Annotated in this window: 26 protein-coding genes; 23 read left to right on the forward strand and 3 right to left on the reverse strand. The window is 69.5% G+C overall.

Going from position 1 to position 23,450, the window contains the following annotated elements; translation table 11 throughout:
• Positions 1-16: 16 nt before the first annotated feature.
• The gene (locus tag AORI_RS51335; RefSeq protein WP_016332450.1) at positions 17-1,609 is read left to right on the forward strand and encodes a DUF4153 domain-containing protein; all 1,593 of its coding nucleotides are present in this window, start codon (positions 17-19) and stop codon (positions 1,607-1,609) included.
• 119 nt (positions 1,610-1,728) lie between these two features.
• On the opposite strand, the gene AORI_RS51340 is transcribed toward AORI_RS51335, so the two are convergent.
• Positions 1,729-2,094 carry an SSI family serine proteinase inhibitor gene (locus AORI_RS51340; protein WP_016332451.1) on the reverse strand — a complete coding sequence of 122 codons (366 nt, stop codon included), beginning with the start codon at positions 2,092-2,094 and terminating at the stop codon, positions 1,729-1,731.
• A 59-nt stretch (positions 2,095-2,153) separates the two neighbouring features.
• Complete coding sequence (locus AORI_RS51345; RefSeq protein ID WP_016332452.1) at positions 2,154-3,776, reverse strand: PucR family transcriptional regulator; 1,623 nt, start codon at positions 3,774-3,776, stop codon at positions 2,154-2,156.
• 143 nt (positions 3,777-3,919) lie between these two features.
• On the opposite strand from AORI_RS51345, the gene AORI_RS51350 reads away from it, so the two are divergent.
• Positions 3,920-5,416 carry a CoA-acylating methylmalonate-semialdehyde dehydrogenase gene (locus AORI_RS51350; protein ID WP_016332453.1) on the forward strand — a complete coding sequence of 499 codons (1,497 nt, stop codon included), beginning with the start codon at positions 3,920-3,922 and terminating at the stop codon, positions 5,414-5,416.
• A gap of 84 nt (positions 5,417-5,500) precedes the next feature.
• On the opposite strand, the gene AORI_RS51355 is transcribed toward AORI_RS51350, so the two are convergent.
• On the reverse strand, positions 5,501-6,727 hold the full coding sequence (locus AORI_RS51355) for a lipase family protein (RefSeq protein ID WP_016332454.1): 1,227 nt from the start codon (positions 6,725-6,727) through the stop codon (positions 5,501-5,503).
• Positions 6,728-6,916: 189 nt separating this feature from the next.
• Between AORI_RS51355 and AORI_RS51360 the strand changes: the two genes are divergently transcribed.
• From AORI_RS51360 to AORI_RS51460, 21 genes are all read left to right on the forward strand, one after another.
• Positions 6,917-7,522: a DUF1707 SHOCT-like domain-containing protein gene (locus tag AORI_RS51360; protein ID WP_016332455.1), complete on the forward strand. Its 606-nt coding sequence runs from the start codon at positions 6,917-6,919 to the stop codon at positions 7,520-7,522.
• A gap of 81 nt (positions 7,523-7,603) precedes the next feature.
• Positions 7,604-8,629 carry a heat-inducible transcriptional repressor HrcA gene (gene hrcA / locus AORI_RS51365; protein ID WP_043848663.1) on the forward strand — a complete coding sequence of 342 codons (1,026 nt, stop codon included), beginning with the start codon at positions 7,604-7,606 and terminating at the stop codon, positions 8,627-8,629.
• A 42-nt stretch (positions 8,630-8,671) separates the two neighbouring features.
• A complete protein-coding gene (gene dnaJ, locus AORI_RS51370) occupies positions 8,672-9,835 on the forward strand; it encodes a molecular chaperone DnaJ (RefSeq protein ID WP_016332457.1) in 1,164 nt (387 codons plus the stop codon).
• A gap of 3 nt (positions 9,836-9,838) precedes the next feature.
• Positions 9,839-10,591, forward strand: a complete 753-nt coding sequence (locus tag AORI_RS51375; protein WP_016332458.1) for a 16S rRNA (uracil(1498)-N(3))-methyltransferase — start codon at positions 9,839-9,841, stop codon at positions 10,589-10,591.
• 661 nt (positions 10,592-11,252) lie between these two features.
• Entirely contained in the window at positions 11,253-11,603 is a 351-nt protein-coding gene (locus AORI_RS51380; RefSeq protein ID WP_016332459.1) for a histidine triad nucleotide-binding protein, read from the forward strand.
• A gap of 114 nt (positions 11,604-11,717) precedes the next feature.
• Positions 11,718-12,803, forward strand: a complete 1,086-nt coding sequence (locus AORI_RS51385; protein ID WP_016332460.1) for a PhoH family protein — start codon at positions 11,718-11,720, stop codon at positions 12,801-12,803.
• Positions 12,800-13,354, forward strand: a complete 555-nt coding sequence (gene ybeY, locus AORI_RS51390; RefSeq protein WP_016332461.1) for an rRNA maturation RNase YbeY — start codon at positions 12,800-12,802, stop codon at positions 13,352-13,354. The genes AORI_RS51385 and ybeY overlap by 4 nt, the downstream gene beginning before the upstream one ends.
• Positions 13,355-13,367: 13 nt before the next feature.
• Complete coding sequence (locus AORI_RS51395) at positions 13,368-14,720, forward strand: hemolysin family protein (RefSeq protein ID WP_016332462.1); 1,353 nt, start codon at positions 13,368-13,370, stop codon at positions 14,718-14,720.
• Positions 14,713-15,039: a hypothetical protein gene (locus AORI_RS51400; protein WP_016332463.1), complete on the forward strand. Its 327-nt coding sequence runs from the start codon at positions 14,713-14,715 to the stop codon at positions 15,037-15,039. Before AORI_RS51395 ends, AORI_RS51400 begins: the two co-directional genes overlap by 8 nt.
• Positions 15,039-15,938: a GTPase Era gene (gene era, locus AORI_RS51405; RefSeq protein ID WP_016332464.1), complete on the forward strand. Its 900-nt coding sequence runs from the start codon at positions 15,039-15,041 to the stop codon at positions 15,936-15,938. Before AORI_RS51400 ends, era begins: the two co-directional genes overlap by 1 nt.
• A gap of 156 nt (positions 15,939-16,094) precedes the next feature.
• Complete coding sequence (locus AORI_RS51410) at positions 16,095-16,436, forward strand: CD225/dispanin family protein (RefSeq protein WP_016332465.1); 342 nt, start codon at positions 16,095-16,097, stop codon at positions 16,434-16,436.
• Positions 16,437-16,461: 25 nt separating this feature from the next.
• Positions 16,462-16,812: a CD225/dispanin family protein gene (locus AORI_RS51415; protein ID WP_016332466.1), complete on the forward strand. Its 351-nt coding sequence runs from the start codon at positions 16,462-16,464 to the stop codon at positions 16,810-16,812.
• A complete protein-coding gene (locus tag AORI_RS51420; protein WP_016332467.1) occupies positions 16,809-17,261 on the forward strand; it encodes a DUF2752 domain-containing protein in 453 nt (150 codons plus the stop codon). The genes AORI_RS51415 and AORI_RS51420 overlap by 4 nt, the downstream gene beginning before the upstream one ends.
• Positions 17,262-17,408: 147 nt before the next feature.
• The gene (locus AORI_RS51425) at positions 17,409-18,563 is read left to right on the forward strand and encodes an RDD family protein (protein ID WP_016332468.1); all 1,155 of its coding nucleotides are present in this window, start codon (positions 17,409-17,411) and stop codon (positions 18,561-18,563) included.
• A gap of 55 nt (positions 18,564-18,618) precedes the next feature.
• Entirely contained in the window at positions 18,619-19,089 is a 471-nt protein-coding gene (locus AORI_RS51430; RefSeq protein WP_016332469.1) for a CD225/dispanin family protein, read from the forward strand.
• A gap of 38 nt (positions 19,090-19,127) precedes the next feature.
• Positions 19,128-19,559, forward strand: coding sequence for a CD225/dispanin family protein (locus tag AORI_RS51435; protein WP_016332470.1), 432 nt, complete (start codon positions 19,128-19,130; stop codon positions 19,557-19,559).
• Positions 19,560-19,608: 49 nt separating this feature from the next.
• Entirely contained in the window at positions 19,609-20,370 is a 762-nt protein-coding gene (gene recO, locus AORI_RS51440) for a DNA repair protein RecO (protein ID WP_016332471.1), read from the forward strand.
• A gap of 40 nt (positions 20,371-20,410) precedes the next feature.
• Positions 20,411-21,232 (forward strand): isoprenyl transferase, encoded by an 822-nt coding sequence (locus tag AORI_RS51445; RefSeq protein ID WP_016332472.1) that lies wholly within the window; start codon positions 20,411-20,413, stop codon positions 21,230-21,232.
• Positions 21,229-21,651: a hypothetical protein gene (locus AORI_RS51450; protein WP_016332473.1), complete on the forward strand. Its 423-nt coding sequence runs from the start codon at positions 21,229-21,231 to the stop codon at positions 21,649-21,651. The genes AORI_RS51445 and AORI_RS51450 overlap by 4 nt, the downstream gene beginning before the upstream one ends.
• A gap of 37 nt (positions 21,652-21,688) precedes the next feature.
• A complete protein-coding gene (locus tag AORI_RS51455) occupies positions 21,689-22,705 on the forward strand; it encodes a permease (RefSeq protein ID WP_016332474.1) in 1,017 nt (338 codons plus the stop codon).
• A complete protein-coding gene (locus AORI_RS51460) occupies positions 22,702-23,427 on the forward strand; it encodes a TIGR03943 family putative permease subunit (protein ID WP_016332475.1) in 726 nt (241 codons plus the stop codon). Before AORI_RS51455 ends, AORI_RS51460 begins: the two co-directional genes overlap by 4 nt.
• The last annotated feature ends 23 nt before the right edge of the window (positions 23,428-23,450 follow it).

A 23,450-nucleotide genomic window follows, 5' to 3' on the forward strand; every position in this document is an offset into this window, starting at 1 on the left:
CAAACTGGAGGATTCGATGAGCGAAGATCAGGAGAAGCAGGCGCACGCGTCGCCCCCGAAGGCGACGAGCACGATGGCTCCGACCATGCCCGACGGAGCCCTGCCGCCCAAGCCCATGCCGCCCGCGCCGCAGGTGCCGGTGCTGATGCGGCCACGGGTGCCGCCGAAATCGGCGATCGTCCCGCTGCCCGCCTCCGTGCTGCCCGCGGCGGTCGCGGCCGGGCTGGTCGCCGCCTTCGTCATGCCGGACGACCCCGGAGCCGGCTGGTTCGTGGCCGGGCTCGCCTTCGCGGTGGCCGTCTACTTCGCCGACAAGCGTGCCCGAGGCGACGCCGAACCACACTTCCGGCTGGTCAACGCGCTGTGGGCGGCCGCGGCGCTCGGTCTGCTCGCCGTCGGCATGTTCCGCGCGTCGGTCTGGCTGAACGTGTTGTGCGTGCTGGCCGCCTTCGTCGCGGGATCCCTCGCGGTGGTCGGGAAACGCACCGTGAACACGATCGTTTACGACGTCTTCGCGGTCCCTATCGAAGCGCTGCTGTCGATCCCGTGGGCCGGGCGCGGGCTGAGGAAGCTCGGCACGAAACAGGAAGGCCGGACGCGGCCGCGGTTCCTGGTGCCGGTACTGGCGAGCGCCTTGCTGCTGCTGGTGTTCGTCCCGCTGCTGCGCGGCGCGGATGCCGCGTTCGCGAGCGTCGTCGACGCGGTGATCCCCGAGCTGAACCCGGGAACCTTCGTGCGCTGGGGTTTCCTGTTCGTGGTGGCCGCGTTCGCCGTCACCGGGGCGTGCTATCTGCTGGCGGCGCCCCCGCTGCCCGCCGACGACGACGCCCCGCGCAAACGGCTCGCGCACCGGCTCGAATGGACGTTGCCGCTGGGTGTGCTGGTGTTGCTGTTCACGAGCTTCGTCGTGGTCCGCCTGGTCGTGTTGTTCGGCGGCACCGAATACCTGCTGGCCACGAGCGGCCTGACGGCGGCCGAGTACGCCAGGAGCGGCTTCTGGCAGCTCTCCGCCATCACCGTGCTGACTCTGCTACTGGTCGCCGCCGCGCTGCGCTGGGCGCCGAAGACCTCGGTGGCGGATCGTGCCTGGCAGCGCGGGTTGCTCGGCGCGTTGAGCGTGCTCAGCCTGGTGCTGGTCGCGTCGGCGTTGAGTCGCATGTGGACTTATCAGCAGGCGTACGGGTTCACCGTGCTGCGGCTGCTGGTCGAGGTCTGCGAGCTCTGGATCGGCCTGATCTTCCTGCTGGTGCTCGCGTCCCTGATCCCGTTGCGGTCGGCCTGGCTGCCGCGCGCGGCCATCGGGGCCGCCGTCGCGGCGCTGCTCGGGCTGGCCGTGCTCGATCCGGAACGGTTCATCGCCGACCGCAACATCGACCGGCTCGCGCATGGCAAGACACTCGACACCACTTACCTGTCAAGGTTTTCCGCCGACGTGGTGCCGTCGGCCGACCGGCTCCCCGAACCGCTGCGGTCCTGTGTGCTCGGACCGGTCGTGCGGGGAATCCCGAAAGATGATTGGCGCGAATGGAACCTGAGCCGGTCCCTCGCGCGTCAGACCCCCGTTACCGCGAAGGACGGGATCGGTTGCCGGTACCTGCCCCGTCCTTGAGCCGTGACCCACGGCCTTGATCGCCCTCTTGGGGGTGAGGGCGATCAAGGCGGCGGTGAACGGCGCCGCCGGGCCACCGAGGGGGAGGTCCGGCGGTCACCTCGACGGAAGTGCCTCGGTCAGAAGGTGAAGACGCCGGCCGACTCGGCGTCGGCGACGCACCGGTTGGCGTACGAGGTGCGGAAGGTGACCGGTTCGCCGCGCCACTTGCCGACCGCCGAGACGTCCACCGGCGAGTATTCGAGGGTGCAGGCCCGCGGTTCCGGCCGGAGCTTGCCGAACTCTCCGTCCACTTCGGACAGTTTGCCGCAGGCGTTCCCGCGCGTGGGGTGGGAACCCCCGGTGGGCCCGCAGGTGAGCGAGACGGTGCCGATCCGGCCCCTGGTGTCGTGGCTGGTCAGCTGAAACGTGGATTCGGCGGGTTGCGCCGGGGCCATACAGGCCAGCGCGAGCACGCAGGCGCCGATCGGTTCGAAGAAAGCCATATCAACCCTATCGGCTGACGTGGCCCGATCACTGTGTTCCACGCTCGGGTGAGATTTGCTCACCCGGACGTGTGGTCGTCCGCTTTTCGAATGTCGTGGGCGAGCAAAGCGACATAAAGCGAGAGCATCGACTCCGGATCTTCGAGCCGCACGCCCAGTACCTGCTCGATCCGGGCCAGCTGCTGGTAGTACGCGGTGCGGGAGGTGTGCGCCGCGGCGGCCGCCGCGGACTTGTTGCCACCGTGCTCGCAGTAATGCCTCAACGCCTGAACGAGTCTGCTGCCCTGCGCGGCGTCCCGGCTCAGCAGCGGGCCGAGCTCCCGCGCGGCGAACGCGGTGATCCGCTCGTCGCCGGCCAGTAGATGCAGCAGTCCGCGCAACCGGACGTCGTCGAGCCGGTGGACCAGCCGTTCGACGTTCTCGGCGAGCGCCGCGGCGGCGACCTGCGCCGCTTCGACGAGCGTCCGCCGCGCTTCGGCGGGCCCGCTGCCCGTGGTCCCGACCGCGACCACGGCGGGCGCTCCGGCGCGGGCCTCGTGGACGTCGGTGGCCAGCCGTCGCAGTACCGCGTCGACCCCCGCCTCCGGTGAAAGCGCGATCAGCGCGCGCACCTGGGTGTCGTCGGAGGCCACCAGCGCGGACACCTTGGCGTGCCGTGCGGCGAGCACCGTCGCCTCGGCGAGTTCCCGCAGCAGCACCGGGGTGGACTGCGCGGTCTTGGCGGTCACCGTGATCCGGGGCCGCACGGCGACCCCGACCAGCAGCCGTCCGGTCAGCGGGACGCCCAGCGCGGAGGCCCGCGCGGTCAGTTCGGCGGGCGGCACCGGGTTCGCCAGCAGTTCGGTCAGGATCGCGCGGTGCGCCTGGCGTTCGAGGCTGTCGGTGTCCTTCGCGACCAGGCGGTGGACCGCGAGCGCGGACGCGGCCCGTTCGGCGACCACCACGTGCCGGTGCGGCGGCGGATCCCCGCAGACGACGACCAGCCGTCCCCAGTCGTGCCCGCGCGCGCCGACCACGGTGATCAGCCAGCCCGCGCCCTGGTGGTAGCCGGTCCGCTCGCCGACCTGCACCGGCCGTGATCGGGTCGGCCAGCCGGGCAGCAGTTCGCCGGGGTCGGTGCCCGCCGTGTCGTAGGCGAGGACCTCGTGCGACAGCGTCTCCAGCACCACGGGATGCTCGGTGAGCCGCGCGACCTCCCGCAGGATTTCGCCCGGCTCGGCGCCGGCGATGGTCAGCGCGGTGAAGGTCTCGTGGACCCGTTCGGCCGCGCGCAGTTCGTCGACCTGGGCGTCGACGATCAGCCCGTTCACCGCCTCGGTGACCGACACGAAGCGCGTCTCGCGCGAAAGGGTGATCAGCGGGACGCCGTGGCGGTCCGCGGCGTCGACCAGCGCGGGCGGCAGCTTCTCGCTCCAATGCCGGACCAGTTCGACGACGATCCCGGCGACCCCGATCCCCGCCAGGTCGCCGACGTAGCGGGCCAGCGCGGCGCCGTCGTCGGGCAGCGCGACCCCGGTGGTGAGCACGAGTTCCCCGCCCCGCAGCAACGGGGCGATGTCCGCGACCTCGGCGACATGCGCCCAGCGGACCGGCGCGTCCAGCCCCGCCGCCCCCGCCACCACATGGGGCCTGCCCTGTCGCAGCACCGGCAGCGCGAGCACCTCGGCGACGGTCGGGTACATCGGCCTCCCACCCGGTTCGACAACGCTGGGGACAGACTGTACGGGCGGGACCGGGAGTCCGTACACGTTGACGATGGCGTCGGTGTGGCGCGCGCACCCAGACTCGACCGGGAGCAGGCATCAGGACCAGGAAGGCGGAACCCGTGACAGACCGCATCAACCACTGGATCGACGGCAAACCGTGCGAAGGCGTGAGCGAACGATCGGGTGACGTGTTCGATCCGGCCACCGGCCAGGTGCGGGCGAAGGTCGCCTTCGCCGCGCAGGACGACGTCGACGCCGCCGTCGCCGCCGCGTCCCGGGCGCTGCCGGGCTGGCGCGGGACCTCGCTGGCGGGGCGCACCCGGGTGCTGTTCGCCTTCCGTGAGCTGCTTTCGGCACGGCGTCACGAACTGGCGAAGATCGTCACCAGCGAACACGGCAAGGTCGAATCCGACGCCGCCGGCGAGATCGCGCGCGCGATCGAGAACGTCGAGTACGCCTGCGGTGCGGCGCAGATGCTCAAAGGCGGGTTCAGCGAGAACGCCTCGACCGGCGTCGACGTGTACTCGATCTCGCAGCCGCTGGGCGTGGTCGGCGTGATCTCGCCGTTCAACTTCCCGGCGATGGTCCCGCTGTGGTTCGTGCCGAACGCGCTCGCCTGCGGCAACACCGTCGTGCTCAAGCCGAGCGAGAAGGATCCGTCCGCGGCCGTGTTCATCGCGGAACTGTTCGCCGAAGCGGGCCTGCCCGACGGCGTCCTCAACGTCCTGCACGGCGACAAGGTGGCCGTCGACGGGCTGCTGGAACACCGCGACGTCAAGGCGATCTCGTTCGTCGGGTCGACGCCGATCGCGAAGTACGTCTACGAAACCGGGACCAGGCACGGGAAACGCGTGCAGGCGCTCGGTGGCGCGAAGAACCACATGGTCGTCCTCCCGGACGCCGACCTCGACCTCGCCGCCGACGCGGCCGTGTCCGCGGGCTTCGGCTCGGCGGGGGAGCGGTGCATGGCGGTGTCGGTCGTGGTCGCCGTCGACCCGGTCGGCGACGAACTGGTCGCGAAGATCGCCGAGCGGATCAAGCGGCTGCGCGTCGGCGACGGCATGCGGCCCACCTCGGAGATGGGTCCGCTCGTCACCGCCGCCCACCACGAACGCGTCGAGTCCTATGTGGAGGCCGGGGTCGAAGCGGGCGCCCGGCTCGTCGTCGACGGCCGCGGTATCGAGGTCGACGGCGAGGACGGCGGGTTCTGGCTCGGCCCGACGCTGTTCGACCAGGTCACCCCGGACATGTCCGTGTACACCGACGAGATCTTCGGGCCGGTGCTGGCGGTCGCGCGGGCCGAGGGCTACGACGCGGCGCTGGAGCTGATCAACGCCAACCCCTACGGTAACGGCACCGCGATCTTCACCAACGACGGGCGGGCCGCGCGGCGGTTCCAGAACGAGGTCGAGGTCGGGATGGTCGGCGTGAACGTGCCGATCCCGGTGCCGGTCGGCTACTACTCGTTCGGCGGGTGGAAGGACTCGTTGTTCGGGGACAGCCACGCCTACGGGCCGGAAGGGTTCCACTTCTTCACGCGGACGAAGGTCGTCACGTCGCGGTGGCCCGATCCTTCGCAGGGCGGGGTGAACCTCGGGTTCCCGCGCAACAGCTGACGCGGCCTCGCTCCTGAAGTACATGAAGGCCCCCTTCCTTGCGCCAGGCGCAAGGAAGGGGGCCTTCATGTACTTCGGTGCGGGTCAGAACCGGCCGCAGTTGCCGCCGCCCGCTTGTCCGTTGAACGCGCTCTTCAGCCACTCGGTGGCATCGCCGGACGCGGTCATCATGCCCAGCGCGTGCGAGAAGAACGGCGTGAAGGTCGTCAGTTCCTTCCATTGGACGTTGGCGCCCTTGCCGCACCAGTCCTTCGCCATCTGCTTGCCGACGGCCGCGGGGATGACGTCGTCCATCGGGCTGTGTTCGACCAGGACCGGCATGGCCGGCTTGACGGTGCCGATCCGGTTCTCCGCCACGATCGCGTCGAACGGCGGCTGGGCCAGGTAGGCGGACACCGGCTTGCCCTCCTTCGTCAGCGAGCTGGTCTGCTTGTACATGAACTGGAGGACCGCGTTCATGGTGCAGGTCTGCCGGGCCTTCAGGAACAGATCGGCCCCGGCCGGGTTGGCCAGGTCCATCAACCTGGCCTCCGGGTAGGCCTGGTTGATGCCGATCAGCGCGTAACCGAGGAACCCGGCGTACATCCCGCCGTCGAGCGACTTCGACAGCACGGCCTTGTCCGCGGGAGCCGCGCCGGAATAGACACCCTTGACGTCCAGTTCGGGCGCGTAGGTGGCGGCCAGTTCGGCGGCGGCCGCGGCGGCACTGCCGCCCTCGGAGTAGCCGGCGATGCCCACCGGGCCATCGGCGGGCAGGCCCGTGCCGGGCAGCCGCTGGGCGGCGCGGACGACGTCGAGCACGGTGTGCGCCTCGGACAACCGGACGACGTACGGATGGTCGCCGCTGCCCGTCACCCACGGTCCGATGTAGTCGGTCTGCGCCACGGCGAACCCGGCACCCAGCAACGCGTTGACGAAACCGCCCTGAAAGCCGGAGACCAGGTCCGAGGCGCCCTCGCCCGCGAGGGTTTTCGAGGGAGCGCAATCCGGCCCCATGCCGAAGGTGAACGGCGCGTAGGCCACGATCGGCCGTTCGCCGGGACCGGTCCACGGATTGTCCGGCACCAGGACGGTGCCGCTCACCGCGACTTGCCTGTCCTTGTTGTCCCGGGACAGATATTGGATCCGGGTCGATTTCGCCCCGTTGTAGGTCGAGGGCTGCGACTTGATCACGTCACCGTTCTCACCGGCCGGAAGCGGTGAAGAGGAGACGTATACCGAATCGGATTCCGCGCTCGCGGCAGTCGCCCCTACCGCGACCAACGTCACGGTCATGGCGGCGATCAGGACATGACGAAAGGAAGAAGTCATAGTGCGCTCCACGCTGAGTCGGAACTTCCGCAGGTGAGCTAGATGGAAGACCTTTCGGTGCCGGGCGGTCAATGGCCGTTCGTCGAATTGTCATTCCCGTCAGTGCGGGGAAACTGATTTCACTCATGGCTTTCCGGGTGGCGGCCGGGCTATTTCCGGAATTCGCCGATCCCGGTTATCGTCGCCGTCATGTCGGAACCGAAGCGGTCGGCGATGCGGGTGGCCGATTCCGATCGCGAAAACGTCGCGCGACTGCTGTACGAAGCCATGGGTGCGGGACGCATCACCACCGGTGAACTGGAAACGAGACTGGACGCCGTCTACGCGGCCAAGACGTTCGCGGAATTCGAACCCGTCGTCGCGGATCTGTCGCCCGGCGGGGCGCTCGCCCTGTCCCACGCCGCCGACGAGGAGCAAGGCGGACGCCGCTCGTTCGCGGTCATGTCCGCCACCACGCGGCGGTTCGGCGGACCACTGCCGTCGAAACACGTCAGCCGCGCGTTCTGGGGCAGCGTGCGCCTCGATCTGCGGCGGGCCCGGATCACCGGATCCTGCACGATCAGGGCGGTGGCGGTCATGGGCGGCGTCAAGATCGTCGTACCCGAGGACTTCGCCCTCGACGTCCGGGGAATCGGGCTGATGGGCGGATTCGGCACCGGCCGCCGGACCGGGCGACGGAGCCCGGATGCGGGCGCGCCGGTGCTGCGCGTCACGGGTTTCGCCTGGTGGGGGTCGGTGAGGGTGATCCGGAAGCCCCTGGAGCCGCGGCGGCGCTCCCCGCGCGGGCGCGGCTGAGGGGCCCAAAGAAGTCCGGTGGCTCGCCGGGCACTCCACCTTCCGTAAACTCGTTGTGAGGACGAGCCGAGGGAGGTGCAGGTGGCCAACGCGGAAGAACGCCGCTTCGAAGTGCTGCGCGCGATCGTCGCCGATTACGTGTCCAACCAGGAACCCGTCGGATCCAAGGCGATCGTCGACAGGCACAACCTCGGGGTGTCCAGCGCCACCGTGCGCAACGACATGGCGGCGCTGGAAGAAGAGGGCTACATCACACAACCCCACACCAGTGCGGGCCGGATCCCCACCGACAAGGGGTACCGGCTGTTCGTCGACCGGATAGCCGAGGTCAAACCGCTCAGCGCGGCCGAGCGCCGGGCCATCACCGCGTTCCTGGACAGCGGTACCGACGTCGACGACGTCCTGCGCCGCTCCGTCCGGCTGCTCGCGCAGCTGACCAGGCAGGTCGCGGTCATCCAGTACCCGATGATGACCAACTCCGCCGTCCGCCACCTGGAAGTGGTGCCGCTCACCCCGGCGCGGCTGATGCTCGTGCTGATCACCGATTCGGGCCGCGTCGACCAGCGCACCGTCGACCTCGGGGACGTCATCACCGAGGAGAACGTCGGCAGGCTGCGCACGGTGCTCAACGGGGCACTCGCGGGCCGCAGGCTGTCCGAGGCCGCGGCGTCGGTCGCCGAACTGCCCGAGAAGTCGCCGGGCGAACTGCGCGACAGCCTCACCCGCGTCTGTACCGTGCTGGTGGAGTCCCTGGTCGAGCATCCCGAAGAGCGGCTGGTGCTCGGCGGCACGGCCAACCTCACCCGCAACGTCTCGGACTTCCCCGGATCGCTGCGGCAGGTGCTGGAGGCGCTCGAGGAGCAGGTCATCGTGCTCAAGCTGCTCGCGGCCGCCCGCAACCCCGGTGCGATCAGCGTGCGCATCGGTGAGGAAAATGAGGACGAGCAGATGCGCAGCACCTCGGTGGTGTCCATCGGCTACGGGATGGACGACATGCTGCTGGGCGGGATGGGCGTCGTCGGGCCGACCAGGATGGACTACCCGAACACCATCGCCGCGGTGCGCGCGGTGGCGAACTACGTGGGGCAGATCCTCGCCGGCCGCTGAACGCGGCGGTGAGGTCGAAGTCAGAAGGAGAAGGCGAAGACGGTGGCGAGGGACTATTACGGCATTCTCGGGGTGGCGAAGAACGCGACGGATCAGGAGATCAAGCGCGCGTACCGCAAACTGGCCCGTGAACTGCACCCCGACGTCAACCCGTCGGAGGACGCCCAGCACCGCTTCGGCGAGGTGACCACCGCGTACGAGGTGCTGTCGGATCCGCAGAAGCGCAAGGTCGTCGACCTCGGCGGCGACCCGATGGACGGCGGCGCCCGCGGCGGCGGGGGAGACCCGTTCTCGGGCTTCGGCGGTCTCGGCGACATCATGGACGCCTTCTTCGGCGCCGCCGGGGGTGGCGGCGGCCGTGGCCGTGGCCCGCGCAGCCGCGTGCAGCCCGGCTCCGACGCGCTCATCCGCCTCGGCCTGACCCTCGAGGAGTGCGCCACCGGCGTCGACCGCGAGATCACCGTCGACACCGCCATCGTCTGCGACCTGTGCCGCGGCGCCGGCGCGGCCGAAGGCACCGGCACCAAGACCTGCGACACCTGCGGTGGCGCGGGCGAGGTCCAGTCGGTGCAGCGGTCCTTCCTCGGCCAGGTCGTCACAGCACGCCCCTGCCCGGTGTGCCGCGGCTTCGGCGAGGTCATCCCCGACCCCTGCCGCCAGTGCGGCGGCGACGGCCGGGTCCGCGCCCGCCGCAACGTCACCGCCAAGATCCCGCCGGGCGTCGGCGACGGCATGCGCATCCGCCTCTCCGGCCAGGGCGAGGTCGGCCCCGGCGGCGGCCCCGCCGGCGACCTGTACGTCGAGATCGACGAAGCACCGCACGAGGTGTTCGTCCGGCAGGGCAACGACCTGCACTGCAACTTCCGCATCCCGATGACCACCGCCGCCCTCGGCGCCACGGTGCCCATCGAGACGCTCATCGACGGCGACTACGAACTCGACATCGAGCCGGGCACCCAGCCCGCCACCGAACTCGTGCTCACCGCCAAGGGCATGCCGCGGCTGCGGTCTTCCGGCCGCGTCGACGGCCGGGGCGACCTGCACGTCCACATCGACGTCGTCGTGCCGACCAAACTCGACGACGCCCAGCGCGACCTCCTCGTCGAACTCGCCCAGCAGCGCGGCGAAGACGTGCCTTCGCTGTCCTCGAACGGCTCCAAGCCCGGCGGGCTGTTCTCCAAGCTGCGCACCAAGAACCACCGGTAACCCGTGCCCGAGACGACACTGCCGGTCTTCCTCACCGCCGCGCTGCCCGGCTCCGGGCGCACCACCCTCGACGGCGAGGAAGCCCGGCACGCCGCCACCGTCCGCCGCCTGCGCGTCGGCGAACGTCTCGTGCTCTCCGACGGCGAAGGCGGCATGGCGCGCTGCGTCGTCGAGGCCGTCCAGGCGGGCCGCGACGCGGCGCTCACCCTCGCCATCGAAGAACACTGGACCGAGGAACCACCCGCGCTGCGCGTCATCGTCGCCCAGGCCCTCGCGAAGGGCGACCGCGGCGAACTCGCCGTCGAACTCGCCACCGAAGCCGGCGCCGACGCCATCGTCCCCTGGCGCGCCGCCCGCAGTGTCGCCCGCTGGGAAGAAGGGACCCGCGGCGACAAGGCCCTCACCCGGTGGCGCACCACCGCCCGCGCCGCCGCCAAACAAGCCCGCCGCGCCCACGTCCCCGAAGTCGCCGAACCCGTCACCACCCGCGAACTCGCCGAACTCGCCCAGACCGTTTCCCGCGCGCTCGTCCTCGAATCCGGCATCACCACCCGCCTCACCGAGATCGAACTCCCGGCACAGGGCGACATCCTTCTCGTCGTCGGCCCCGAAGGCGGCATCACCGACGACGAACTGGACACCCTCACCGAGGCCGGCGCCACCGCCATCCGGTTGGGCCCCACCGTTTTGCGCACCTCCACCGCCGCCGCCGTGGCACTCGGCGCGCTAGGGGTTCTCACCGACCGCTGGAAGTAAAAAACACCCCACTAATTTGCGGCGAGTTATGGCGCGATCACGCAAACAGCCGTTACTCTCGTTAACTGACGCGCAACACACGGTTTCGGCGCGCCACTGGGGATGAAGCCCGGTCGCGCGCGTGAATCCCCGCCGGGCACCTCCCCCCTCGGTCCGGCGGAGCCGCGGCGACGGTGGGCCGACCCCCAGGGCCCACCGCGCCGCGGCATCTTCATTTCGAACCCCTTCGCGAAGCGCTTCGCTCCTTGCTGCGCTCCGGCTTCGATCACGTGAGTGTGGCCGATCGGTACAGGTGGTCGTGAGTGGCGATTCGGGTTAGAACACGAAACGCCACTCACGACCACCCCGACCGAGATGGTCGCCGGCGGCCTGTCGGCTTCAAGTACTGGGGAAGGGGCTTTCAGCGCAGCCGTTGTGGCTGCTGGTGCTTCTGGGGTGAAACTGGTGATCACGAGGTCCGTGAAGGCCTCCTTCACTACCTTCAGGGTAGGCAAGGAGGCCTTCACGGATCGGGCTTGCGTTCAGCCCCAGCCAGAACGACCACCCCGACCGAGGTGCGTGGACGCGAAGGGGACTTCCTCGCATGCGACGCGGCGAAAGTTCCCTTCGCCCCGTCGCGGCGTAGCGAGGGACTGGCCCCGGTGGGCGATAGGGTGGGGGGATGAGTGACGCGGAGACGTTGTTCGAGCGGATCATCGCGGGCGAGATCCCGTCCGACAAGGTGTACGAGGACGCGACGACGTATGCGTTCCGGGACATAGCGCCGCAGGCTCGGGTGCATGTGCTCGTGGTGCCGAAGAAGCGGTACCGCAATCTGGCCGAGCTGGCCTCGGGCGACCCGCAACTCCTCGCCGATGTGGCTTCGACGGCGCGCAAGGTCGCGGAGATCGAGGGGATCGCGGAGTCCGGGTACCGGGTGGTGTTCAACACCGACGGTGACGCCGGGCAGACCGTCTTCCACGTGCACGCGCACGTGCTCGGCGGCGAGCAGCTGGGGCATTTCGGGCGCTGAAGCGCGCGGCCTGCGGAAACCGGACTGCGTGCCGCCACCCGCAACCAGTAACATCGAACCCGTCACTGTCGTTGAAAATCGCAGCGTAAGCGCAGGAAGTAGGCCCGAGGCCACGTGGCCGGAACCGTACCGGGTGAAGCCGCCCGACCCGACGTTCCCGCGGACGTCACCCCGACGAAGGCTGAAGAGGCCGCGATCACCGAAGCGGCCCAGTCCCGATTCCCCATCCCCGACGCCGCCGCGCTCAGCCTGCTCGGCTCGAGGGACGAAAACCTCCGGGTCGCCGAAGAACTCCTCGCCGCCGACGTCCACGTCCGGGGCAACGAGGTCACCCTGACCGGTGCCCCCGCCGACGTCGCCTTCGCCGAGCGTGTCTTCGCCGAACTCGTGACGCTCGCCGGCCGCGGCCAGCAGGTCGACCCGGCCACCGTCCGCCGCACCGTCGGCATGCTCTCCACCGGTGACCACGAGTCACCGGCCGAAGTGCTGAGCATGAACATCATCTCCCGGCGCGGCAAGACGATCCGGCCCAAGACGCTCAACCAGAAGCGCTACGTCGACGCCATCGACAAGCACACGATCGTCTTCGGCATCGGCCCCGCCGGTACCGGCAAGACGTATCTCGCCATGGCCAAGGCCGTCCAGGCGCTGCAGGCGAAGCAGGTCACCCGCATCGTGCTGACCCGCCCCGCGGTCGAAGCAGGCGAGCGCCTCGGCTACCTGCCGGGCACGCTCAACGAGAAGATCGACCCGTATCTGCGCCCGCTGTACGACGCGCTGCACGACATGGTCGAGCCCGAGTCGATCCCGCGGCTGATGCAGGCGGGCACCATCGAGATCGCGCCGCTGGCGTACATGCGCGGCCGCACCCTCAACGACGCCTTCATCATCCTCGACGAAGCGCAGAACACCACGCCGGAACAGATGAAGATGTTCCTCACCCGGCTCGGGTTCGGCGCCAAGATCGTCGTCACCGGCGACGTCACGCAGGTCGACCTCCCCAACGGCCAGAAGAGCGGCCTCCGGGTGGTCCGCGACATCCTCGAAGGTGTCGAGGACCTGCACTTCGCCCAGCTCACCAGCCAGGACGTGGTGCGGCACAAGCTCGTCGGCGACATCGTCGACGCGTACGAGAAGTGGCAGGCGCTGCAGGACAGCAAGGATCAGGGCAGTGGCTGGAAAGGGCAGCGCCGTTCATGAGCATCGAGATCGCCAATGAATCGGGCGTGAACGTCGACGAGACCTCCATCGTGTCGGCCGCCCGCTTCGCGCTCGACAAGATGGAGGTCAGCCCGCTCGCCGAGCTGTCCATCCTGCTCGTCACCCTCGAGGTGATGGAGGATCTGCACGAGCGGTGGATGGACCTGCCCGGGCCCACCGACGTGATGGCCTTCCCGATGGACGAGCTCGACTCGTCGCGCCGCCCCGACGCGCCCGACGCCTCGCCCGCGCTGCTCGGCGACATCGTGCTGTGCCCGGCGTTCGCGAAGGACCAGGCCAAGACGGCCGGGCACGCGCTGATGGACGAGCTGCACCTGCTCACCACGCACGGGGTGCTGCACCTGCTCGGCTACGACCACGCCGAGCCCGCCGAGGAACGCGAGATGTTCGGTCTGCAGAAGCGGATCCTCGGCGAGTTCCAGGCGGCCGTGGCCGCGCACAACAAGCGCGACGCGCAGCGCTCCGCGGACGACAGGCTCCTCGGCACCGCCGGCCTCGACGCCGCGCCCGCCGAGGAACCGCCCGCCTAGGCGGTTCGCGGACATGGGTAGTCCCACGGCCCTGCTGGTCATCGCCATCGCGCTGATCCTGCTCGCCGGGGTGTTCGCGGCCGCCGACGCCGCCGTCAGCACGGTCTCCAAGGCCCGCGCCGACGGCCTCGTCCGGCTCGGCCGCCCCGGCGCGCGCCAGCTGTCGCTGGTCATCGCCGAACGCCGCCGCCACATCAACCTGATCCTGCTGCTGCGGATGACCTGCGAGCTGACCGCCACCGTGCTGGTCACCGTCGACATCCTCGGCTGGATCCGGCCGCTGTGGCTCGCCATCGTGGTCGCCGCGGGCGTGATGGTCGTGGTGAGCTACGTGATCATCGGCGTCGGCCCGCGCACCCTCGGCCGTCAGCACCCGTACCGGATCGGCCTCGTCGTCGCCGGTCCCGTGCGCGTCCTCGGGTCGATCCTCGGCCCGCTCAGCAGGCTGCTGATCGTCCTCGGTAACGCCATCACCCCCGGCCGCGGCTTCCGCGAAGGCCCGTTCACCTCCGAAGTCGAACTGCGCGAACTGGTCGACCTCGCCCAGGAACGCGGCGTCGTCGAGGAATCCGAGCGCGAGATGATCCACTCGGTGTTCGAACTCGGCGACACCGTCGCGCGCGAGGTCATGGTGCCGCGCACGGAGATCGTCTGGATCGAGCACGACAAGACCGTGCGCCAGGCGCTGGCGCTGGCCCTGCGCACCGGGTTCACCCGGCTGCCGGTGATCGGCGACTCCGTCGACGACGTGGTGGGCGTGGTCAACATCAAGGACCTCATGCCCGCGTACATGGCCGAGGGCGGCTCGCAGCGGCAGGTCGAGGCGCTGATGAACCCGGCGAGCTTCGTGCCGGACTCCAAACGGCTCGACGACCTGCTCAAGGAGATGCAGGTCTCGCACAACCACATGGCGATCGCCGTCGACGAGTACGGCGGCACCGCCGGCCTGCTCACCATCGAGGACATCCTCGAAGAGATCGTCGGCGAGATCACCGACGAATCCGACGCCGACGAACGCCCCGAGGTCGAGGAACTCGAAAACGGCGCGGTCCGCGTCTCGTCCCGGCTCTCGGTCGACGACCTGGGCGAACTGTTCGGGATCGACCTCGAAGACCACGACGTGGAGACCGTGGGCGGGCTGCTCGCCGAGCGACTGGGTAGGGTCCCGCTGCCGGGGGCCGAAGCCGAGGTCGCCGGGCTTCGGCTGTTCGCCGAAGGCGGTAAGGACCGGCGCGGGCGGATGCGGATCACCACGGTGGTCGTCCACCCCGCCGACGCGGACGCGGTGACCGACGCAGCCCAGGGCAGGCGCCGGACCCGGGTCCCGCAGCCCGATGAAAGTGACAGGAGTGTCGAACATGCCTGAGCTGGACGCCGAGGACCAGAAGCTGGTGACCCTGGCCAGGTCCGCGCGAGCCCGCACCCAGGCCGCCGAAGGCGCCGCGCTCCGCGACACCGACGGCCGCACCTACGCGGCGAGCACGGTCGACCAGCCGTCGTTCAAGCTCACCGCGCTGCAGGCCGCCGTCGCCGCCGCCGTTTCGAGTGGAGCCGAAGGTATCGAGGCCGCCGTCGTGGTCACGGCCGAAGGGCTGCTCAAGGAGGCGTCCGTGCACGCGGTGCGGGACATCGCGGAAAAGGCCCCGATCTACCTGGCCGACCCCAGTGGCAAGGTGCTGAACTGATGGCCGAACCGCATCGTTCCGGTTTCGCCTGCTTCGTCGGACGGCCCAACGCGGGCAAGTCGACGCTGACCAACGCGCTCGTCGGCAGCAAGGTCGCGATCACCTCCAGCAAACCGCAGACCACCCGGCACGCCATCCGCGGCATCGTCCACCGCGACGACGCCCAGCTGGTGATCATCGACACACCGGGCCTGCACCGGCCGAGGACCCTGCTCGGCGAGCGGCTGAACGACATCGTCCACTCCACATGGTCCGAAGTGGACGTTGTCGGGCTTTGCGTGCCCGCCAACGAAAAGGTCGGCCCCGGGGACCGGTTCATCGCCGCCGAACTCAAGAAGATCGCCAAGCGGACCCCCGTGATCGGCGTCGTCACCAAGACGGATCTCGTGAAACCCGAGCAGGTCGCCGAGCAGTTGCTCGCCCTGCAGGAGGTCATGGAGTTCGCGGAGCTGATCCCGGTGTCCGCTGTGGACGGTTTCCAGGTCGGCGCGCTCTCGGATCTGCTGGTGCGGCACCTTCCCGAGGGGCCGCAGCTGTATCCGGGCGGCGAACTCACCGACGAGCCGGAACAGACCCTGGTCGCCGAGCTGATCCGCGAGGCGGCACTGGAGGGCGTCCGGGACGAACTCCCGCACTCGATCGCCGTCACCGTCGAGGAGATGCTGCCCCACGAGGGCAGAGACGACATGATCGACGTGCACGCGTTCCTTTATGTGGAACGACCGAGCCAGAAGGGCATCATCCTCGGGCACAAGGGTGAGCGGCTCAAGGACGTCGGCGCGCGCGCCCGGCAGCAGATCGAGGGGCTCCTCGGCTCGAAGGTCTACCTCGACCTGCACATCAAGGTCGCCAAAGAGTGGCAGCGCGACCCCCGTCAGTTGCGACGGCTGGGCTTCTGACTGAACGGAATGTCTCGATTCGGTCGCGGAGACCGGTTGATGGTGTGGAACCGGACGGGTGACCTTAGAGTCTCAACCCTTGACTCCGGTGATCGCTGATCGGGCGGCGCGCCCGGGTCGCAGTTCCACATCTCATTCGTGAAGGGAAAGCGGTAAATGACCGACAACCAGGGCCTGCCCAACTACTCCGGCGACCCTCAGGGCGGTGGAGGCTTCAACAACCCCGGCCCGCCGCCCAACAACAACCTGGTGTGGGCCATCCTCACCACGATCCTGTGCTGCCTGCCCTTCGGTATCGTCGCCATCGTCAAGGCGAACCAGGTGAACACCCTCTGGGCGCAGGGCCAGCCCGCCGCCGCGCAGGAAGCGGCCGACGCGGCCAAGAAGTGGTCGATCATCGCGGCGATCGTCGGTGGCGTGCTCATCGTTCTGTACGTTGTCCTCGTCGTCTTCCTCGGCGTGTTCGCGGCCTCGGTGGACGTGAACAACTACCGCTGATCCCGGCGCTCGAGGGGGAGACCTCATGACCGACCAGTACCCGAACTACCCGCCCCCGGGCGGGCCACCGCCGCAGCAGCCGTATTACGGCGGCATGCCGAACTACGGACCCCCGCCGGACAACAACCTGGTGTGGGCCATCCTCTGCACGGTGTTGTGCTGCTTGCCGCTGGGTATCGTCGCGATCGTGAAGTCGAGCCAGGTGCAGACGTTGTGGTCGCAGGGCTTCCACGCCGAAGCCCAGAAGGCCGCCGACGACGCGAAGAAGTGGTCCATGTGGGGAGCGATCGCCACCGGCGGTCTTTTCCTGCTGTACATCATCTTCATCGTGGTGATGATCATCATCGGCGCGTCGGCGGGAAGCTTCACGCCGTGACGTCGTCCGTCTACACGGGATTCCCGGCGCGCGGGTTCAAAGCCAAGGCCCGCGCGCTGGGACCGCCCCTGGCCATCGCCGCCGGGGCGGGCCTCGGCTGTGTCGTCCTCTGGCTGGGTGATCCCACCACTCCGGGCGGGCCGCTTCCGGTCTGTCCCACCAAGACCCTGCTCGGCATCGCGTGTCCGGGCTGCGGCGGCATGCGCATGGTCTACAGCGCGCTGCACGGGGACATTCCCGCCGCACTGCACTACAACGCGGTGTCCTTTGTGGTCGTTCTGCTGCTCGTCTGGAGCACCGTCGCCTGGGCGGTCGGCAGGCTTCGTGGCCGCGCGGTGAACAGCTGGCTGCACTGGCGCTGGACGCCGCTCGCGTTCGGTGTCGTGTTCGTCGTCTGGTTCGTCATCCGTAACCTGCCCTTCGCCCCGTTCACCTCGCTATACGTGTGAGTGCCGGGCCGAGGCCCGGATCGTCGGTGGTACCGAGTACGCTCCCGCGCACCGGTCTGCTCGGTATGTACCCATGCCGTACATTCAGCCCGGGTCGCCGCACGAGGCCCAGTGCTCCAGGGGCGAGGAACCAGCGAGGGGATTTCGATGACCACTCCCTACGGCCAGCAGCCGCCGGGACAGCAGCCGCCGCCCGGATCCGGGGATGGGCAGCAGCAGTCACCGCAGCCGCAGTCGCCGTTCGGGCAGCCGCCGTCGGGAGAACAGCCCTCGCCGTTCGGGCAGCAGCCGCAGCAAGGCGACCAGCCCTCGCCCTTCGGGCAGCAGCCGCAGCAAGGCGACCAGCCCTCGCCCTTCGGGCAGCAGCCACAGTCTTCGCCGTTCGGCCAGCAGTCGAGCCAGCCGTTCGGCGCGCAGCCACAGTCTCCCTTCGGTCAGCAAGGTCAGGCCTCGCCGTTCGGCCAGGCTTCCCCGTTCGGTCCGCGGACCGACTACGCCCACTGGGGCCTGCGCGCGGGCGCGACGCTCATCGACTTCGGCCCGATCGTCGTGCTGCCGATCATCGGCGCGATCATCTCGGCGGTGGGGCCTGACACGGTCGGCCTGTTCATCGCCGGTCTCGGTTATCTCGCCGGTTTCGCCTGGACCGTCTACAACCGGTGGATCAAGATGGGCACCACCGGCCAGTCGCTCGGCAAGAAGATCCTGAAGATCAAGCTCGTCCGCGAGAGCGACGGCCAGCCGATCGGCCCGCTGATGGCGTTCGTCCGGGACCTGTGCCACAACCTGGACGGCTGGGTCTGCGGTCTCGGCTACCTCTGGCCGCTGTGGGACGAGAAGAAGCAGACGTTCGCGGACAAGATTCTCAGCACCATCGTCGTGCCGGGCGAAGCGTCGGCGACCACGTCGGCGCCGTTCGGTCAGACGCCGGGATTCCCGGCGCCGCCGTCGTCTTCGCCGTTCCCCGCGCCGCCCGCGCCGTTCGGCCAGCCGCAACAACAGCCGCAGCCGCAGTCCCCGTTCGGTCAGCAGCCCCAGCAGCCGCAGCCGTTCGGGCAGCAGCCGTCCCAGCCGTTCGGTCAGCCGCCGCGGGGAACCGCGGCGCCGTCACCGGAGTCCCAGCCTGAGCCGGCCCTGAGCGAGGCCGAGCCGACTCAGGTCCTTCGCCCGGGGCAGCAGCCCCAGCAGGCACCGTCAGGGTTCGACGAAGCCGAGCCGACGCAGAAGATCACCCCGGACCAGCTGAGGCAGCAGCTGCCCGGAGCGGATGGGCCGAACGGGCCCGGAACACCGCACCAGTAAGGAAAAACCGGCGGGATCCACCCGCCGGCAAATGCGACAAAAGTGGGGAACCCCGATGACGAACCCGTACGGCCAGCAGCCCGGCCCCGGCCAGCAGCCCTATGGCCAGCAGCCTCAGCCCGGATACGGACCCCCGTCCGGCGCCACGCCCGCGCCGTACGGCCAGCCTTCCGGCCCGAACCCGATGCCGTACGGCCAGCCTGCGCCCTACGGCCAGCCAGCGCCGTACGGTCAGCCCGCGCCCTACGGCGCGCCGGGCGGTATGCCCGGTGGCGGCGGTGACATCAACTCGATCCCCGACTACAAGGGCTGGGCGATCGGCTGCATCTTCCTCTGCTGGATCATCGCGATCTTCGCGATCATGAAGTCCAACGAGGTCAACACCTACAAGATGCAGGGCAACTACGCCGCCGCCGCGGACGCGTCGAAGTCGACGAAGACCATGTGCATGATCGCCTCGATCATCGGCGGTGTCGGCTGCCTGTTCTCCATTCTCTGGATCGTCCTGGTCGCCGCGAGCATCTAGCCCGACCCGTAGCCGAAAGAACAACGAGGACCACTTTCATGACCAACCCCTACGGCCAGCAGCAGCCCTACGGACAGCAGCCTGGCTATGGTCCGCCGTCCGGTGGCATGCCCGCCCCCTACGGCCAGCCGGCCCCGTACGGCCAGCCTTCCCCTTACGGCGCGCCGGGCGGCATGCCCGGTGGCGGTGGCGACATCAACGCCATCAAGGACTACAAGGGCTGGGCGATCGGCTGCATCTTCCTCTGCTGGATCATCGCGATCTTCGCGATCATGAAGTCCAACGAGGTCAACACCTACAAGATGCAGGGCAACTACGCCGCCGCCGCGGACGCGTCGAGGTCCACGAGGACCATGTGCATGATCGCGTCGATCATCGGTGGCCTCGGCTGCCTGTTCGCCATCGTGATGATCATCATCTCGATCGCCGCGGCCGCGTCGGTGCCGAGCTGCTACGGCCGCTACTGCTGATTCCGGGGCGCACCACCCCGATGTCGGTCCCAGGTGGGACGATGTCGGGGTGGTGAACCTCTATCGCGACACCGGAGTGGTGTTGCGGACGCACAAGCTGGGTGAGGCCGACCGGATCGTCACCCTGCTCACGCGGCGGCACGGCAAGGTCCGTGCGGTCGCGAAGGGCGTGCGTCGGACGTCATCGCGCTTCGGAGCGCGCCTGGAGCCCTTCGGGCACGTCGACGTCCAGTTCTACACCGGCCGCTCCCTCGACGTGATCACCCAGGTCGAGACGGTCGACGCCTTCGCTCTGCCGCTGGTGGCGGACTACCAGCGCTACACCGCCGCGAGCGCCATCGCCGAGACCGCGGACCGGTTGTCCGCCGAAGAAGGCGAGCCGGTGCTCAAGCTCTACATGCTCGTCGTCGGGGCGCTGCGCGCGCTGGCGAGCGGCGAACGGGACAGTTCCCTCATCCTCGACGCCTTCTTCCTGCGGGCCATGGCCTACGCCGGCTGGGCGCCCGCGATCACCGAATGCGCCCGCTGCGGCCTGCCCGGGCCGCACAAGGCGTTCAGCGTGTCCGCCGGGGGCTCGATGTGCCCGGATTGCCGGGTTCCCGGCTGTGTCCACCCCTCCCCGGAGGTGCTGACGCTGCTCGCGGCGCTCCTGCACGGCGAGTGGCCGGTGGCCGAGGCGTCGCTGCCGGTGCCGAGGCGGGACGCGTCCGGCCTGGTCGCGGCGCATCTGCAGTGGCATCTGGAGCGCCAGTTGCGGTCGCTGCCGCTGGTGGAGAGGCGTGCGCGGGAGACCAGCACGCAGGCGCAGTAGGGTCGCAGGCACAGGTTTCACTCGATCAGGAGGCTCGAAGGTGCTGCGCAGGGGACGCGAGAACAAGGCGTCACAATTCGAACTTCGCGCGCCGGAGCCGCATCCGTCCGGTGCCCGGCCGCCGGAGATCCCCAAGGAACTCCTCCCGAAGCACGTGGCGCTGGTGATGGACGGCAACGGCCGCTGGGCCAACCAGCGGGGACTGCCGCGGATCGAGGGCCACAAGCGCGGTGAGGCCGTGATGATCGACGTCGCCAGCGGCGCCGTGGAACTCGGCGTCAAATGGCTTTCGGTGTACGCGTTCTCCACCGAGAACTGGAAGCGGAGCCCGGAGGAGGTCCGTTTCCTGATGGGCTTCAACCGCGACACCATCCGCCGCCAGGTCGACTACCTCGGTTCGATCGGCGTCCGCATCCGCTGGGCGGGCCGCCGCCCCAAGCTGTGGGCGAGCGTCATCAAGGAACTGCAGGTCGCCGAGGAGAAGACCAAGCACAACACGGCGCTGAACATGACCATGTGCGTCAACTACGGCGGCCGTGCCGAACTGGGTGACGCCATGCGCCGGATCGCCCAGGACGTCGCCGACGGGAAGCTGAACCCGGACAAGGTCACCGAGAAGACCATCGGCAAGTACCTGTACCAGCCCGACATGCCGGACGTGGACCTGTTCCTGCGGCCGTCGGGGGAGCAGCGGACGTCGAACTTCCTGCTCTGGCAGTCGGCCTACGCCGAGATGGTCTACCAGGACACGCTCTTCCCGGACTTCGACCGCACCCACCTGTGGCGGGCGTGCCTCGAATTCGCGAAACGGGACCGCCGGTTCGGCGGGGCCGTCGACAAGGCTTCCGAAGGGACCGCATGACCACCGAAGCAGCGGACACGGCGGCGTTGCTGACGTCGGCGCGGGAAGCCCTCGAGCGCTATCTCGAAGTCCACGTCGACGACGACGGCGCGCTGACCTTCTCGCACGCGGACGTCCCGTGCGTCATCCAGGCGACCCGGCTGGCCGAAGGGCTGACCGTGCTGAGCCTGACCTGCGTCGTCGCCTGGGATCTGCCGGACGACCCGGCGATCGCGGCCTCGGCGGCGGAACGTGCCGGACAGGGCCTGTTCGGGACGCTCGGGGTGGTGCGTTCGGAGAAGGGCATCGACATCACGCTGAGGTACGCGTTCCCGGCCGAGGGCATGGACCCCTCGCCGCTCGGGACGCTGCTCATGCTGGTCGTGTCGACGGCGTCGCAGCTGCGGTCGGACCTGCTGGGCTCCGCTGCGGGGGAGTGACCGCCGGAACGCAGGGTCACCTGGCATCATCGCGCGCATGGAAACCATTTCCAGAAGCGCCCCGGAGAAGAAGCCGGCCCGGCGGTTCAAGATCACCTCGATCGAGGTGCTCTGCGCGATCCTGCTGATCGCGATCCTCGGGCAGAGCTGGCTCCAGCAGGTGTTCGACGTGCCCGCGCTGCGGACCGGCTCGACCGTGTTCGTCGCCGTCTGCGTGCAGGCGCTGCCGTTCCTGGTGCTCGGGGTGCTGATCAGCGGCGCGATCGCGGCGTTCGTGCCCGCGCGGGTGCTGGAGAAGGTGCTCCCTCGCCGGGCCGGTGCGGCGGTCGGGGTCGCGGGCCTGGCCGGGGTCGCCCTGCCGGGGTGTGAATGCGCGTCGGTGCCGGTCGCGCGGCGGCTGATCGGCCAGGGTGTCGCGCCCGCGGCCGCGCTGACGTTCCTGCTCGCCGCGCCCGCGGTCAACCCGGTGGTGCTGGTCGCCACGGCGGTGGCGTTCCCCGGGAATCCGGAAATGGTGTTCGCCCGGTTCGCCGGTTCGCTCGCCACCGCGATGGTGATGGGCTGGCTGTGGGCGAAATGGGGCAAGCTCGACTGGATCGCGGAGCGGGCTTTGCGGCGGCTTCCCGAGGTTCAGCACGGCTCACGGTGGAAGACCTTCGCCGAGACCGCGCGGGCGGATCTGGTCGAGGCCGGTGGTTTCCTCGTGCTCGGCGCGATGATCGCCGCCGCGATGAACGTGCTGGTGCCCGCCAAATGGTTCGGGGTGCTGGGGGAGCAGATCGTGCTCGGGGTGCTGGTGATGGCCGTGCTCGCCGTCGTGCTGGCACTGTGCAGTGAGGCCGACGCCTTCGTCGCCGCGTCGCTGACCGCGATGCCGCTGCTGCCGAAACTGGTGTTCCTGGTGGTCGGGCCCGCGATCGACGTGAAGCTGTTCGCCCTGCAGACCGGCACCTTCGGCAAATCCTTCGCGCTGCGGTTCGCCCCGGTGACGTTCGTGGTCGCCTTGTCCTGTGCCGTCGTGTCGGGTGTGCTGATCCTCGGAGGTGGCGCGTGAAACGCGAGACCCAGAACATCCTGCTGATCCTGCTCGGCGGCGCGCTGCTCAAGATCACCGTCAACGGCGACTACCTGCGCTACGTCAAACCCGCGCAGCAGCCGTGGATCATCGCGGGCGGCGCGGTGATGGTCGCGCTGGGCGCGGTCGCGATCGTCCGCGACCTGCTGGCCGCGCGGGCCGCCGCCGTGGTGTCCGGCGACGTCCACGCGCACGAGCACAACGCCCGTTCGGCGTGGCTGCTGATGGTGCCGGTGCTGGCCGTGTTCCTGGTCGCGCCGCCCGCGCTGGGCGCCGATTCGGTCACCCGCACCGAGGCCAGGGCGCCGCAGAGCGCCGCGGCGAGCAACGCGGCCGCCTTCCCGCCCCTGCCCGCCGGGGACGTGGTGCCGCTGGAGGTCAACGAGTTCGTCAGCCGCGCCGGATGGGATTCCAGCGGCTCGCTGAACGGGCGGACGGTGCGGCTGTCCGGCTTCGTCGTGCACAACGAGGGCAACACGATGCTGGCGCGGATGGTGATCGGCTGCTGCGCGGCCGACGCGTTCCCGATCACCGTGCGGATGGTGGGCGAGGGCGTGTCGGGCTTCGGGAACGACACCTGGCTGGAGGTCACCGGGACGGTCGTGCCGGGGACCGCGGTGCGGGAGAACAGCTACATGCCGGATCTGACGCTCACCTCGGTGCGGCAGGTGCCGGCGCCGAAGGACCCCTACGAGTACTGACCGGATGTCATGAAAGAGTCGTT

It is taken from the genome of Amycolatopsis keratiniphila, assembly GCF_000400635.2.
Classification (GTDB): Bacteria; Actinomycetota; Actinomycetes; order Mycobacteriales; family Pseudonocardiaceae; genus Amycolatopsis; species Amycolatopsis keratiniphila.

Bases quoted from the DNA above. Each gene is read 5' to 3' on its own strand.
- AORI_RS51450 (WP_016332473.1), top strand. From the start codon at position 21,229: ATGACCACCGAAGCAGCGGACACGGCGGCGTTGCTGACGTCGGCGCGG.
- AORI_RS51340 (WP_016332451.1), bottom strand. From the start codon at position 2,094: ATGGCTTTCTTCGAACCGATCGGCGCCTGCGTGCTCGCGCTGGCCTGT.
- AORI_RS51345 (WP_016332452.1), bottom strand. From the start codon at position 3,776: ATGTACCCGACCGTCGCCGAGGTGCTCGCGCTGCCGGTGCTGCGACAG.
- AORI_RS51380 (WP_016332459.1), top strand. From the start codon at position 11,253: ATGAGTGACGCGGAGACGTTGTTCGAGCGGATCATCGCGGGCGAGATC.
- AORI_RS51410 (WP_016332465.1), top strand. From the start codon at position 16,095: ATGACCGACAACCAGGGCCTGCCCAACTACTCCGGCGACCCTCAGGGC.
- AORI_RS51400 (WP_016332463.1), top strand. From the start codon at position 14,713: ATGCCTGAGCTGGACGCCGAGGACCAGAAGCTGGTGACCCTGGCCAGG.
- AORI_RS51335 (WP_016332450.1), top strand. From the start codon at position 17: ATGAGCGAAGATCAGGAGAAGCAGGCGCACGCGTCGCCCCCGAAGGCG.
- AORI_RS51435 (WP_016332470.1), top strand. From the start codon at position 19,128: ATGACCAACCCCTACGGCCAGCAGCAGCCCTACGGACAGCAGCCTGGC.
- era (WP_016332464.1), top strand. From the start codon at position 15,039: ATGGCCGAACCGCATCGTTCCGGTTTCGCCTGCTTCGTCGGACGGCCC.
- AORI_RS51355 (WP_016332454.1), bottom strand. From the start codon at position 6,727: ATGACTTCTTCCTTTCGTCATGTCCTGATCGCCGCCATGACCGTGACG.
- AORI_RS51395 (WP_016332462.1), top strand. From the start codon at position 13,368: ATGGGTAGTCCCACGGCCCTGCTGGTCATCGCCATCGCGCTGATCCTG.
- AORI_RS51415 (WP_016332466.1), top strand. From the start codon at position 16,462: ATGACCGACCAGTACCCGAACTACCCGCCCCCGGGCGGGCCACCGCCG.
- AORI_RS51360 (WP_016332455.1), top strand. From the start codon at position 6,917: ATGTCGGAACCGAAGCGGTCGGCGATGCGGGTGGCCGATTCCGATCGC.
- AORI_RS51430 (WP_016332469.1), top strand. From the start codon at position 18,619: ATGACGAACCCGTACGGCCAGCAGCCCGGCCCCGGCCAGCAGCCCTAT.
- ybeY (WP_016332461.1), top strand. From the start codon at position 12,800: ATGAGCATCGAGATCGCCAATGAATCGGGCGTGAACGTCGACGAGACC.
- AORI_RS51455 (WP_016332474.1), top strand. From the start codon at position 21,689: ATGGAAACCATTTCCAGAAGCGCCCCGGAGAAGAAGCCGGCCCGGCGG.
- AORI_RS51425 (WP_016332468.1), top strand. From the start codon at position 17,409: ATGACCACTCCCTACGGCCAGCAGCCGCCGGGACAGCAGCCGCCGCCC.